Raw genomic sequence first — 12,592 nt, forward strand, 5'->3', positions numbered from 1 at the left:
GGGATGACCGGAACACTCGAGACGCACAACGGCCACCCGGCGCTGGAATGCCGCGGGCTGACCAAGGCCTACCGCTCCACCGACCCGCCGACCAGGGTCCTCAACGGGATCGACCTGAGCGTGGACAGGGGCGAGTTCCTGGTGGTCATGGGGGCGTCGGGTTCGGGCAAGTCGACGCTGCTGTACAGCGTCAGCGGCATGGACCGGCCCACGGACGGGAACGTGCGCCTGGAGGGGCGCGACCTGACCTCGCTGGACGACGCGGAGATGAGCCGCGTCCGGCTGACGAGGATGGGGTTCGTGTTCCAGCAGGCGTACTTCCTGGAGAACCTGAACATCCGGGACAACATCCTGCTGCCCGCCCTCAAAGCCGTGCCCCGGGGCGACCGGGCCGGGCGCGACGCCGCGATCGCCCGGGTGGACGCGCTCATGGAGCGGTTCGGGATCGCGCACGTCCGGCGGCACGGCGTCACGGAGGTGTCGGGCGGGCAGTTGCAACGGGCCTCGGTCTGCCGGGCGCTGGCGTGCGGGCCGTCGGTGCTGTTCGCCGACGAGCCCACCGGCGCGCTGAACAGCGCCATGACGGCCGAGGTCATGGACACGCTCACCGACGTGCACCGGGAGGGCACGACCCTCGTCATGGTCACGCACGACCCGTCCTGCGCCGCCCGCGCCGACCGGGTGGTCTACCTCCGCGACGGCACCGTGGTGGACTCCCGCCGCCTGGGCCCGTGGAGCCCGGAGGAGGCACAGCGGCGCGAGGACGACCTACTCACCTGGCTCCGGGGGTTGGGTTTCTAGGGGTGGGAGGCGGACGCCCGTGTCGGGTCAGGTCGGGGGCGTCGGGGTCGCGGGCTCGAACATGTCCGGCCGGGTATCGAGGTACCGGGTGAGGGTGAGGCGGACCGGCGCGAACCCGTGCCCGCGCCAGAAGGCGTCGCTGACGAGGTTGGCGGAGGTCCATTCGGCGCCGCAGGCGCGCATACCCCGGGCGGCCGCCCGGGCGAGCACCTCCGAGAGCAGCGCGGTCCCGACGCCGCGGTTCCGGGACCGCGCGTCCACGACCGCGATGCCGATGGTCACGGTGTCCGGGAAGCCGCTGTCCGGGTCGGCGACGAACAGGCCGTCCAGGAGGGGCGGTCGCGAGCGGTCGGCAGGACCGGTCCGCTGATCGCCGCCGCCGGGGGCCTCGGAGACCAGCACCAGGCGGTCGGGGTCCGCGATGGCGGCGCGGAGGTCGTCGGCGAGGGCCCGGAAGTCGAGGCGGACGGGGCTCAGGACCGGGGGCTCCGCGTGGAAGCGCTGGAGTTCGAGGACGAGGCGCAGGATCTCCGGCAGGTCGGTGGGGACGGCCGGTCGGCCGCGCCGGGGGCCGCGCCGGCGGGCGGACCCGGGGCCCGGGGCTGGCGGGTCGGGTGGGCGCAGGCCTTTGACCTGGTCCAGGCCGAAGCCGAGTTCCACGAGGTGGGTGACGGTCTCGCGGTGCAGGGCGGAGACCACCACCGTGTGCCGGGAGCAGCCGATCTCCGCGAGGCGGCCGGAGAGGCCGCCGTAGAGGTGGCGCAGGACCGCGCGGGCATGGTGCGCGGGGATGGAGCGGGAGGTCGCGTGGTGCGGCAGCCGGACCCGGGCGCTCGGGGCACCCGGGACGTGCGGGGTCTCGGTGACGGTCGCCCCCATGAACCCCAGCAGGGCCCCGTCCGGGGAGAGGGCGGCGACGGCCGGGCCGGCGGTGCCGCAACCGGCGACCCGGGCGCGGGCGGTGCCGGGGTCGGCCAGGTCGAGGACGGGGAGCGGACCGGAGGGCCCGCCGTCCGTGTCCGGGTTCGCGCCAGCGGGAGGGTCGTGCGCGGCCGCGAGGAGGGCGGCGGCCCGGTCGAGGAATCGGGCGTCGTCGTACGGGGCGATGCGGGGAAACACGGCACCTCCGGCATTGGTCTGCCTCAGGAGTGGACGGGTGGTCCGGGGAAGCGGCGCGGGGGCCGGGCACGAAGGGGGAACGGGACTGGGCCGGGAGCGAAGGGGCACAGGGGCCGGACCCGGAGAAGGGCAGAGGCGGTCCGGGGGCGAGGAGGCGTGGGGACCAGGAGCCAGGTGAGCGGGGACGGTCCGAACACGAAGGTGACGGCAGGGACGGAGCGGCGGCGGACTACGGCCGGGCGGTGGAGGAGACGCAGCGGGAGCGAGAGGGCAGCGCTATGTCGGCAGAACCTCGGCTCCCCCTTACATCCACCCTAGAGAGCGCCCCGGAGCGGAGGAAGCCGTTCGCCCAGGCTGTGGAAAACCCCGCGGCCACCGAAGCCGAGCGGGCGGTCGGCCCCAACTCGATAGCCCGACTCCGCTCACTCCGGAATCAGGAGAAAGAAGCGGTTGTCCAACCTCTGCACTACATCCGCGGCCTGGCGCTGGAAGGCGTTCTTCGAAACGGCACCCGCGTTCGCGTCGGCACTGTCCCCGGCAAAGCCGAAGGTGTAGACGGCACTCCGCGTGCGCGAGACCACCAGGTAGTGGCTCTCCCCGGTTTCGCTCACCCAGTAGAACGAGCGCGACTCCCCGGCCCAGTCATGGTCATCGATCTCGACGGAATCGTTGCTTTCCTGCTCGGCCTGGGAGATCTCGCTCTCGAACACCTCGGCCGCCTGCTCATCAAGTCCCCCGCTCGGGTCGAAAACGAGAGCTTGATAGGAGAAGTCCATTACCCACTGACTCGACTGGGAGTCGACTCCGTACGCCGGCTGTATCGAGAACGAGCACTCTCCCGACACCTCGCGCCGCTCACCCGTTTGGAAACCCTCGACCTGAGCATCATCCCTGTCAGCGCTGGAAAGGGTTTCCCTGATGGTCACATCGGAGATGTTCGGAACGTAGTTCTCACATACGTTGAGGTCGCCCGCCGGGAGTTCGTCTCTGGGAGTTCCCGTCTGTTCGGCTCCGGCCACTTGGTCCGCTTCTCCCGACACCCCGGTCGAGGTGGCCCGAAAAAAAGTACCCACGATAAGGACGAGAACACCGAACACACCGAAGGCCGCCAGCGTTCCGCAGCCGAAAACCGCGAGTGCGGCCTTCCACCCGTGCAGCCCCTGCTTCTTGGGTGGTGCCTTCTCGTCAACCACGGCTGTCCTGCGCCTCCAACTGGGCCTTCACATCGGGGTGCTCGAGCGGACGGGTGAAACCCACGATCTCCGACCGATTGGGGTCATCGTACTCGCGCACCGCGATCGGTCCACAGTTGGTGCACCAGGCCTCCACCATCAGGCCGTCGCCGATCACCATTGCCATATGCCCGGGGCCCGGCGGTTCTCCCGCCCGGGTCACATCGAAGAACACCAGGTCACCCGGCTGCTCTTCACCCGCCGGAATCTCCGGTCCGAATTTCCACTGGTCCTGCGACACCCGCGGAATCGTGACGCCGATGCTCTCGTACGCCTTCATCGTGAGGCCCGAGCAGTCGAACCCGTCCGGCCCCGTCCCGCCCCAGATGTACGGCTTCCCCCGCTGCGCCAGCGCCCAGTCGACCACGGCCTGCGTCAGCTCGTCCGGGGCCCGCCCGATCGGCACCCCCTGCTCGTCCAGCTCGCACAGCACCGCGGTCCGGATGGGGTCCGAGGTGTTGTAGTCGCCTTCGGCGTACCGGTCCGCCCACTCCAGCACGTCGTCCACGTACCACCAGGCGTGGTTGTAGCCGAAGATCGCCTGCCGTACGTCGTCCTCGATGCCGTGGGCGATCAGGTAGTCGGCGGCGGCCGGAATGGCGTCGGCGGGGTCGTAGACGTTGACGATCCCGTCGCCGTTGCCGTCCACCCCGTACCCGTTCTCCGGCCGGTCCTCCACCGGCTGGATCGGCTCGCCGCCCCAGCTGTTCCCGGCGGCGGAACCGTCCAGCGAACCGAACTGCATCGGCCCGGCCGCGCCCCAGTCGTTGTGGCCCTCGGTGATCCCGGGCCCCTCCCACCTGCCGTGGTGGGACTCCACCTGGCCGACCCCGGCGAGGATGTTCCACGGGATCCCCCGGTCCTCCCCCACCTCCTGGTACAGCTCCAGGTAGTTCTCCGGGATCGAGTCCATCGCGTACCCGCTCGCCCCGGGCTGCTCCGCGTCGGCGTTCGGCGTGCACACCAGCCCGCTCGCCATGAGGCTCGCCAGCTGGCTCCCGGTTCCGGTGACCACGGGAATGACGAACATCGCCACCATGATCAGCAGCGCCGCGCCGATCGCGACCCCGCCGCCGAGCCACCAGCGGACCGCCCCCCGGTCACCGGAAGCACCGAAATAGGAGAGCATCGGATCACTCCTCCCCGAACTGCCCGACATCGGCGGGCTGGAAGTCGAAGACCCTCCAGGTCCGCCCCTCCTGGACCACGGTGATCGCGAACTCCCCGAGTTCCTCGTCGAACTCGCGGTTCGCCGTCTCGGTGATGGACTGCGCCGTCACCACGAAGGTGATCGAGCTGTCCCCGAACGTACGGATGGACCGCACCTCGGCGCGTCCCTCGGCGATCGCCTCGGCCTCCGCCATCTCCGTCCAGAAGGCGCCGGCCCGGGAGGACTCCGCCAGCACGTCGGCGTACTCGTCGGTCGCCAGGGCGCGCATCGAGTCGTAGTAGGCCTCGGGGGAGCCGGTGTAGTCGATCGTCCCGTAGGCCTCGGCGAACGCCTTCGCGGTCGTCCCGGCCGTGCGGAGATCCTCCTCCGGGAAGGGGAACCACTCCAGCACGTCCACGTCGTCCGCCGCCGTGGTCGGCAGCGGGCTGGGCTCCACACTGGACAGGGCGTCGGGAGCCCCGGCGCTGCCGCCGTTCTCCCCTTGCGAGACCTCCGGTTCGGCCGGGGCCTCAGCGCCCCCTCCGCCCCCGAAGCCGCCCGTGCTGAAATACACCCCGGCCCCGACCAGCACGACGATGAGTCCGATGAACACGAACCTCTGGGCACGCTCGGGGAGGGGGTTGGGCATCGTCAGGGGCCTTTTGTCGTCGTCGGTCGGGGATCGTCGGTCAGTCGTCGTTCAACCAGAAGGGCACGTCGCGCTTCCGGTCCCTGCGGGGAGAGTTGGAGCTCTCCCCCCAGAAGGGGGTGATGGGAGCATTGTCGCCGCGCTTGCCGGAACCACTCAACCAGCCGCCCTCACCGTCGCCGCGCCGACGCTCCGGGGCGGGCGGTGCCGGGCGGCCCGGACGCTGCGGAGCGGGGCGCTCCCGCCGCTCACGCGGCGCCCCCCAGCGGGACCCCCGCGCGTCGAGGTTGCCCCTGGGCGGGGTGTCCTCGCGAGCGCCGAAGATGCCCCGGCCGGTGCTGGGCTCCGGCCGCTCCGCCCCGGCCGCACGGCCGAACCCGGCCGCGGGTGCGGCCGCGCCGTCGTCCCGCTGCTCGGAACGCCCGCCGGAGGCGGTGCCGAACACCGAAGCCCAACCGGTGTCACCGGCACCGGTGTAGCCGCCGCTGGGCCGCGGCGGGATCGCCCCGCTGCGCCCGCCCAGGCTCGGCGCGTCGTCGGCGGTGCGCCGGGACCCCGCGGAGCGGCCGCCGCCGTCCTGGCGGCTGACGTTGAGCGGCGGCGCGGCCCCGTTGTCCCGGACCCGGCCGTAGCCGCCGGTCCCCCGCACCCGAGTCGGTTCCGCGGCCTCGCCGACGGCCTCCTCCGCACCCCTCAGGTCGGCCGTCGCACCGGTACCGGCCGGGATGCCAGCGGCGGCCCCGGCGATGGCGGCGCTGTTGCGGCGACCCCAGTTCTGCGCCTTGAGGTAGGCCACCGGCGGCAGGACCGTCGCGCTCCTGGAGAGGACCTGGCTGTTCGCCGCGTCCCCGACGACCCGAGAGGTGAAGGAGTTCGCGTTGACCGAGGAGAACAGGTAGGCGAAGGGCTTGCGGTAGATGAAGAGCGCCAGGGTGAACAGGGCCAGCAGGATCATCTGGAGGCCCCAGCCCAGGCTGGTGGACATGACCATGCCGTAGCACATGACCAGCAGGGAGATCAGAAGCACGACGAAGATCTGTTTGAGCAGGAACCCCACCATCAACTCGACCCAGCGCAACAGCACCATGCGCCCGTAGCCCGGATGGATGCCGATCAAAAGGAAGACCGGGGACAACAGGAACAGGACCAGGAAGGCGATCTTCAGGACGATGAGGGCGACCGATCCGGCGAGGATCAGGCCCCCGGCGAAGATCGACGCGAACAGGGCCAAGGTCGCGACGCCCAGTCGGCTGCCCTGGTCCTCTCCCGAGAAAAGCGGGTAGATGCTGGGATAGGTGGACTGGATATCCGAGGCCACTCCCTGATAGGCCTCCTGCTTCTCCTCGACCAGCGTCGTGGCGTCCAGCTCGCCGTCACGAATCTGCTGCTGCTCGATACGGCTGATCCCCTGGGCCGCGATCAGGTCCATGGCATGGTCGATAGAGGCGTCCTCGGCGATGTCCCCATTACCGAACTGCCCCGCCACCCACGGCTGGCAGACCAGGCTCGACCACAGCATGTCCGCGTTCCGGCGAACCTGGAAGTCGGCCTCCGACTCCCAGTCCGCCCTCTCCGGGGCCTCCGCTCCCGGCGGGCACGTCCCCGACCCTCCCCCGTAGGGGATCTGTCCGACCGTGCTCGTCACCAGCTGGCTGCCCGAGTTCACCAGGCTGCTCGCCAACCCCATGACCTGCGCCGGGTTGACCATGATCCACAGCCCCAGCGCCGTCGCCCCGACCATCCAGACCGTCGACTCGATGGTGAGCGTCATCCGCTTCCGGATGAGCCCGTACCACCCCAGCCAGATCGCGCCCAGGATCACCACCGTCGGGATCAGCGGCCGCCAGATCCCCTCCCGGAGGGTGACCACGACGTTCTCGACCAGCTCGTTGAAACTGGCGAGCAGCCCGTCGGAGGTCGCCGCCTGGTAGACGGTGATGGTCGACTGGTTGATGGTCTTGGACAGGTCCCAGGCCGTGTTCGCCAGGGTGGCCTGCGGCCCGTTGGTGATCCCGTCGACGCACGACTCGGTGATCATGTGCCACTGCTGCCCGGCCGTCCCGTACTGCCCGTACATGCTGGCGTCGGGCGGGAGGCCGTCGGGGGCCCCCTCGATGGCCGACTGGGACTGCGGCGGCACCAGCAGGCCGTCGGAGCCGCTGCCCGCGGACTCCGGCAGCGGTGCCGGCTCGCCCGGGCACAGCGGGTTGGCCTGGGCCGAGGTGAGCGGTAGTACCACGAGGCCGGCCAGCATGAGGAACGTGATCAGGAGGCGTCGCCATCCCCGCCGTCGGACGTTCTGATCCGTCATCTGCTGGCTCCTGCGTCGTCGGTCGGTGCCCTGGGGTCATGATGGCGGACAACCGTGAGGCCCGGTGCTCTCCCGATGGCCGGCACACGCCGTCCCACCGGATGCGCGCGAACGCACACCGGTGTGCGGCCGTGCGCGACCACAGGGCCCCCGGATGTCTTTACCCCATCCTCTATGGTGCTCCATCACCGGGTTCGCGTACGGGCACAACGCGATGGGTTTTCGGGTTCTCTATCCGACCACACCCGAACTGGGGGTGACAAAGGGTTCACATATCAATGTTTCCCCAGCTAGCGGACATCATCGGCCTTGCACAAGCCCGGAAAAACTCCCATCCGCAATTACCCCTCCAGCCACTCTCTATGATCGGCGTCACACCATCACCCGTGTCCAAAAGTGGACACTCGACGGGCAATCGGACTGGTACGCGGTGCCGACCTCGGCTTCTGCGGAAACCGCAGCCGGGTTTGTCGCAGGACCGAAAAGAAGTTCTCCGGAGAGGTCAACCCCCCGGGTCCCCCACGCATCACACAGGCAGCGCCGGCACGCCCCGCCCCACGTTCCCCACAGCCCTCGCCGCCCCTGCCGGTCGGCGGTTCCCACCACCCCGATCCGCCTCCGCCGCCCGCCCCGTCCGATGACCCGAGCATCCGCTCACCCCCTTCGCCACCGCTCCGGGCGGAGATGGAGACGGCCGCCCGCCCCCGCCCTCCGACGACGACCGCACACCACCTCCGGACGCCGGGGGCACGGCGGCCCCGGGAGGAACAACAGCGTCGGCAAGGCCCCGAACAGCACGAGCGGCGCGGAGTCCGCGACCGAGAGGATCGACCAAGTGACCGATACGAGCGATACGAGCGATACGCCCGGCCGGATCGGCGCGTCCGGGCCCGGCGGCGGCACCCGCCCCGACCCGCGCGACCGCCCCCGGAGCCCGGTCGTCACCGCCGTGGCCGGAGTGGTCGGGGTCGGCGCGGTGTTCCTTCTAGGGGGCATCCTCAATCTCTTCGCCCTCTTCGGCATCGGCGACCTCGACGGCGGCGGGTTCGACCCGGCGGCGTTCGCGCGCGGCACACTGCTCGTGGGGCTCCGCTTCTGCCTGCCGGTCATCCTCGTGCTGGCCGCGGTGCTGTGGTGGGCGCGCGTACGCCACCCCCTGGCCGCGACGGGTCTGCTGACCCTGATCGCGGTGGCGTGCACGGTGGCCTCCGCCGTGCAGGAGCTCTCGTTCCCGTTCGCCCCCGAAGGGCTGTGGTGGGCGACGGTCGGCTGCCTGCTCATCGGCGGCACCACCCTGGTGGCGCTGTTGCGCGGGCGCGGCCTGGCGTTCGCGGCGGGCCTGGCGGCGGTGCCGCTCCTGGCGTGGCCGCTGACGATGTGGGGGTGGCACTCGTACGTCCAGGCCCGGCACCTGGAGACGACCGCCGCCGACCTGGAACGGTACCGGGACGGTCTGGACGGCGGCGGGCCCGGGTTCGTGCTGCTGGACACCCCGGAGTGGGAGCCCCTGAACGCGACGGTCTTCACCGAGCCGGACCTGCACTCGATCCTCGTCTACGGGGAACCGGAGGGGGAGCGGATGCTGGTCGTGCAGGGGGCGGACCCGATGAACGGCGCGGGCGCCGACGACCCGCTGTGGGAGGGGTGCGACGACCCGGACGCGGAGTGCTTCGAGTACCCGGTGCCCGCGGCCCTCGGTGAGGGGACGGCCGTGCTGCGGATCCCAGGCCCGGACCGGACGGATGAGGACGACCGGATCCGGATGGAGGTGGACGGGGTCGTGGTCACCCTCGTCCACCGGGCGCACCGGGATCCGATGGAGACCCGCACCGGCCCGTTCCCGGACCCCGCCGCCGAGGAACTGGTGGAACTCCTGGAGCGGATGCGCCCGGCCGGACCGGACGACCTCAGGGCACTCGCGGAGGCCGATACCCGTTCCCTGGAGGAGATCCACTGAGCGGTCGGGGCACGGAGGGCCCACCCGCCCCGCTCCCCCGCCTGCCCCCGAGCCTCCGAGCCGTCCTGGCCGCCCCATCGAGCCCGGGTGTCGCTGCCCCGGGCGGCCCCCTCCGGGCCGGAGACTGGCCGCATGGCGGAGAGCACGGCGGTGGAGGACTCACGGCGGAGCGCCGCGCGCATCGTGGTGGCGGCACTCGTGCTGGCGGTCCCGGTCGTCAAGCTGGCCTGGACGCTCGGCGGCGGCTCGGCGGCCCGCGAGGCCCTGTACGCCATGGGGCCGAGCAACATCATGGAAGTGGCCATCGACCTGTTCCTGGCGGAGCCGCTGCTGGCCGCGTCGCTGGCGGTCGTCGTCTCGCACATGAGCTACTCCTACTTCTCCGCCAGGGGCGGGGCCCAGCGGCACCTGCGCTCCCCGGTCCCCCTGGCCGTCGGCTCCGCCATGGTCGTCCCGGTGGCCGTGGGCGTGGTGGTGGGCGCGATCAACGGGCCGGTGTGGGGAACGGCCACGTGCGCGCTCGCCGCCCTCCTGCGGCTGACGGTGTTCCTGGAGTACCGCACCGGCCGGCGTTCACCGGAGAGCGGGAAACGCACGGGTGAAGCCGTCGGGAGCCTCTGGCAGGGCGTCGCCGACGCCGGGCGGATCGCGGCTCTGGCGCTGACCGTCATCGTGCTGCCGCTGGTGGCGTTCGGCGTGGCGGTGAACGGGCACTCCTGGACGACCGTGATGTTCTGCGACGTCGACACGGGGAGCGGTACCGAGCGCGCCCGCGTGATCGAGCTGGGCCGCCAGGGGCACGGCATCACCGCGTGGAGCCTGGACGACCACCAGGTCGTGGTGGGCGAGAACTGCCTGCTCGACGAGGACGAGGTGATCCGCCCGCCCCTGTGGCGGAGCGGCTGACGGACCGTACCGAAGGACGCAGGATGCTGGCGCGTGGCTGCCCGTGGCCGGGCGGCGGCCGCACCGGAGGGGGCGGATCCCCACGGGGCACCGGCGTGGCCCCTCGGCCGCATTCCGCTCCGACCGTGCGGGTTCCGGCGGGAACGGGACGGCCACGCGCCCCGGATCCCGCCCTGCACCGCCCCGAACCCGCTCGCGCCGCCCCCGGCCCCGCACGCCCACACCCCCGACCGGCCACAACCCTTATCGGGCACACCCCTTGTCGGTCACGCTCCCCTGTCGGCCACACCCCCGCTTCACCGGCCGGAGGACACCGCCCCCAGGTGCTCCGCCAGGAACGCGGCCCAGGTGCGGGTGCCCCGGTCGGCGTCCGGGCCCGCCAGGTTCTCCCCCGCCCGGTACGCACGCCCGGCCGCTCCGGGGATGCGCAGCGGCACCGTCGGGCGCCGGACACCCCGCGCCTCCAGGTAGGTGCGCAGCAGGTCCGCCATCGGCAGCACCTCCGGCCCGGCCAGGTCCGCGACCCGGCCCGCGGGTCCGCCCGATGCCAGAGCGGCGAGGCGTTCGGCGACGTCGCGGGCGTCCACCGACTCCCAGCGCAGGCCGGGGACCGGGACCAGCGGCGCCTTCGCCAGGGCCCGCACCGCGGTCAGCGCCAGGTCGTGGAACTGGGCGGCGCGCAGCACCGTCCAGGGCACCGCCGACTCCTGTACCGCCCGCTCCGCGCCCAGCTTCGCGCGGAAGTACCCCAGCGGGACCCGGTCGGCGGCGACCACCGAGATGAGCAGCAGGTGGCCCACCCCGGCGCGTTCGGCGGCCGCCACCAGGTTGCGGGTGGCGACGTCGTCGCCCTTGGGTCCGCCCGCCAGGTGCAGGACCGTGCCGACCCCCTCCAGGGCCGGGTCGATCCCCTCCCCGGTGCGCAGGTCGGCCCGCACGTGGGCCAGGCCCTCGGGGGCGGGTCGGGAGCCGCGGGTGAGCAGGCGGACCTCGTGGCCGGCCCCGCGCAGCAGCGGCACGACCAGGGAGCCGAGCGTTCCGGTACCCCCGGTGACGAGAACGGGTGCGTTCATGGTGGATTCTCCTCTGTGTCGGTGTGCGGTGGGCTCGGGCCCACCACCGGGTTCGTTGACGTGACCCGGGCGGAGAGGGGAACGTGACGGGAATGCGCGAACTTTTTTCCGCGGCGCAGCGATTCGAGGAGCACCGGCCCCGGCTGCGGGCGGTCGCCTACCGGATCCTGGGGTCGGTGGGCGAGACCGACGACGCCGTCCAGGAGACCTGGCTGCGGCTGGAGCGCACCGGGATCGAGAACGTCGACGACCTGGGCGCGTGGACGACCACGGTGACGGCGCGGGTGTGCCTGAACATGCTGCGTTCACGCGAACAGCGGCGCGAGGAGCCCCTGGAGGCCGGGCCGTGGGGCGCGGAGCGCCTGCCGGACCCGGTGGTGGGGCCGGCTGCGGCCGGGGACGACCCGGAGACGGCGGCGCTGACCGCCGACTCGGTGGGGTGGGCGCTCATGGTGGTGGTCCAGGAACTGAACCCGCTGGAGCGGGTGGCGTTCGTGCTGCACGACCTGTTCGCCGTGCCGTACACGGAGATCGGCCCGCTGGTGGAGCGCAGCGAGGACGCCGCCCGGCAGCTGGCCAGCCGGGCGCGGCGGCGGGTGCGCGAGCAGGGGACGCGGGGCGCGGTCCCGGACGGGGACCCCGCGCGGCGGCGCCGGGTGGTGGACGCGTTCTTCGCCGCGGCGCGTGAGGGGGACATCGACGGGCTGCTGTCGGTGCTGCACCCGGACGCGGTGCTGCGCTCGGAGGGCGGCGTGCGCGGCCGGTACACGACCCGGATCACGGGGGCGGCGGACGTGGCGGGGCAGGCGGTCACGTTCCACCGGTTCGCGCCGTTCGTGCACCCGGCGTCGGTCAACGGCGCCGAGGGAGTCGTGGTGGCGACGGGCGGCCGGGTGCTGTCGGTCATGGGGTTCGCGGTGGTCGGCGACCGGATCGCCGCCATCGACGTCCTGGCCGACCCGGACCGCCTGGAGGCCCTGGGACTCACCCCGCACGCCCTCGGCATCCGAGAGGGGTAGCCCCGAGCGGAGACCGGCGGGGCGGGGCGGGAGCGGGCGGGACGGCGGCGAGCGGGGCGGCGGCCGTCCGAGAGGAGGAATAGGCGAATCCGTTTCGGGGTCACCCTGCGTGAAGCACCGGGGGCGTCCGGGCGGGTTCCGTGAGGCGGGGAAAGGCACCGCAGAAAAGTGTGGGAACCGTGCCCCGCCGAGGCAACGGATAACCGGTGAACAGCAATGACTCCGCGTTCGACGACCGTTTCGAGCCGACCCGGCGACCCCCTGGACACGGGGCGGCGAAGGGGGTTCGACCGATGACCGTTACCGGTCGCCCTCCGTCGCCACCGTGCGGGGAGAGGGCGGGATTTCACAGTGAGAATGCTTCGGAAAGTGTCG

10 protein-coding genes are annotated in these 12,592 nt (G+C 72.2%); 4 read left to right on the top strand and 6 right to left on the bottom strand.

The genetic code is table 11. From position 1 onward, the window contains the following. Nucleotides 1-3: 3 nt before the first annotated feature. Nucleotides 4-801: an ABC transporter ATP-binding protein gene (locus KGD84_RS27150; RefSeq protein ID WP_220563180.1), complete on the top strand. Its 798-nt coding sequence runs from the start codon at nucleotides 4-6 to the stop codon at nucleotides 799-801. A gap of 27 nt (nucleotides 802-828) precedes the next feature. Here the strand turns inward: KGD84_RS27150 and KGD84_RS27155 are convergent, their stop codons facing one another. From KGD84_RS27155 to KGD84_RS27175, 5 genes are all read right to left on the bottom strand, one after another. Continuing rightward, nucleotides 829-1,920, bottom strand: coding sequence for a GNAT family N-acetyltransferase (locus tag KGD84_RS27155; protein ID WP_220563181.1), 1,092 nt, complete (start codon nucleotides 1,918-1,920; stop codon nucleotides 829-831). Between the two features lie 422 nt (nucleotides 1,921-2,342). Then, nucleotides 2,343-3,113: a hypothetical protein gene (locus KGD84_RS27160; protein WP_220563182.1), complete on the bottom strand. Its 771-nt coding sequence runs from the start codon at nucleotides 3,111-3,113 to the stop codon at nucleotides 2,343-2,345. After that, nucleotides 3,106-4,281: a C40 family peptidase gene (locus KGD84_RS27165; RefSeq protein WP_220563183.1), complete on the bottom strand. Its 1,176-nt coding sequence runs from the start codon at nucleotides 4,279-4,281 to the stop codon at nucleotides 3,106-3,108. The genes KGD84_RS27160 and KGD84_RS27165 overlap by 8 nt, the downstream gene beginning before the upstream one ends. A gap of 4 nt (nucleotides 4,282-4,285) precedes the next feature. After that, on the bottom strand, nucleotides 4,286-4,951 hold the full coding sequence (locus KGD84_RS27170; protein WP_220563184.1) for a hypothetical protein: 666 nt from the start codon (nucleotides 4,949-4,951) through the stop codon (nucleotides 4,286-4,288). Nucleotides 4,952-4,991: 40 nt separating this feature from the next. After that, entirely contained in the window at nucleotides 4,992-7,262 is a 2,271-nt protein-coding gene (locus tag KGD84_RS27175) for a type IV secretion system protein (RefSeq protein WP_220563185.1), read from the bottom strand. Nucleotides 7,263-8,097: 835 nt separating this feature from the next. Here KGD84_RS27175 and KGD84_RS27180 point away from each other — a divergent pair. After that, a complete protein-coding gene (locus tag KGD84_RS27180) occupies nucleotides 8,098-9,219 on the top strand; it encodes a hypothetical protein (RefSeq protein ID WP_220563186.1) in 1,122 nt (373 codons plus the stop codon). A 132-nt stretch (nucleotides 9,220-9,351) separates the two neighbouring features. Beyond that, complete coding sequence (locus KGD84_RS27185) at nucleotides 9,352-10,125, top strand: hypothetical protein (RefSeq protein WP_220563187.1); 774 nt, start codon at nucleotides 9,352-9,354, stop codon at nucleotides 10,123-10,125. A 296-nt stretch (nucleotides 10,126-10,421) separates the two neighbouring features. Here the strand turns inward: KGD84_RS27185 and KGD84_RS27190 are convergent, their stop codons facing one another. After that, entirely contained in the window at nucleotides 10,422-11,198 is a 777-nt protein-coding gene (locus KGD84_RS27190) for an SDR family oxidoreductase (RefSeq protein WP_220563188.1), read from the bottom strand. 92 nt (nucleotides 11,199-11,290) lie between these two features. Here KGD84_RS27190 and KGD84_RS27195 point away from each other — a divergent pair, with 92 nt between their 5' ends. Beyond that, the gene (locus KGD84_RS27195) at nucleotides 11,291-12,217 is read left to right on the top strand and encodes a sigma-70 family RNA polymerase sigma factor (protein ID WP_220563189.1); all 927 of its coding nucleotides are present in this window, start codon (nucleotides 11,291-11,293) and stop codon (nucleotides 12,215-12,217) included. Nucleotides 12,218-12,592: the final 375 nt, after the last annotated feature.

The sequence above is a fragment of the Nocardiopsis changdeensis genome (assembly GCF_018316655.1).
Lineage (GTDB): Bacteria > Actinomycetota > Actinomycetes > Streptosporangiales > Streptosporangiaceae > Nocardiopsis > Nocardiopsis changdeensis.

Excerpts from the sequence above, each read along its gene's own strand:
- KGD84_RS27150 (WP_220563180.1), top strand. The coding sequence starts at position 4 with ATGACCGGAACACTCGAGACGCACAACGGCCACCCGGCGCTGGAATGC.
- KGD84_RS27165 (WP_220563183.1), bottom strand. The coding sequence starts at position 4,281 with ATGCTCTCCTATTTCGGTGCTTCCGGTGACCGGGGGGCGGTCCGCTGG.
- KGD84_RS27170 (WP_220563184.1), bottom strand. The coding sequence starts at position 4,951 with ATGCCCAACCCCCTCCCCGAGCGTGCCCAGAGGTTCGTGTTCATCGGA.
- KGD84_RS27175 (WP_220563185.1), bottom strand. The coding sequence starts at position 7,262 with ATGACGGATCAGAACGTCCGACGGCGGGGATGGCGACGCCTCCTGATC.
- KGD84_RS27185 (WP_220563187.1), top strand. The coding sequence starts at position 9,352 with ATGGCGGAGAGCACGGCGGTGGAGGACTCACGGCGGAGCGCCGCGCGC.
- KGD84_RS27190 (WP_220563188.1), bottom strand. The coding sequence starts at position 11,198 with ATGAACGCACCCGTTCTCGTCACCGGGGGTACCGGAACGCTCGGCTCC.
- KGD84_RS27195 (WP_220563189.1), top strand. The coding sequence starts at position 11,291 with ATGCGCGAACTTTTTTCCGCGGCGCAGCGATTCGAGGAGCACCGGCCC.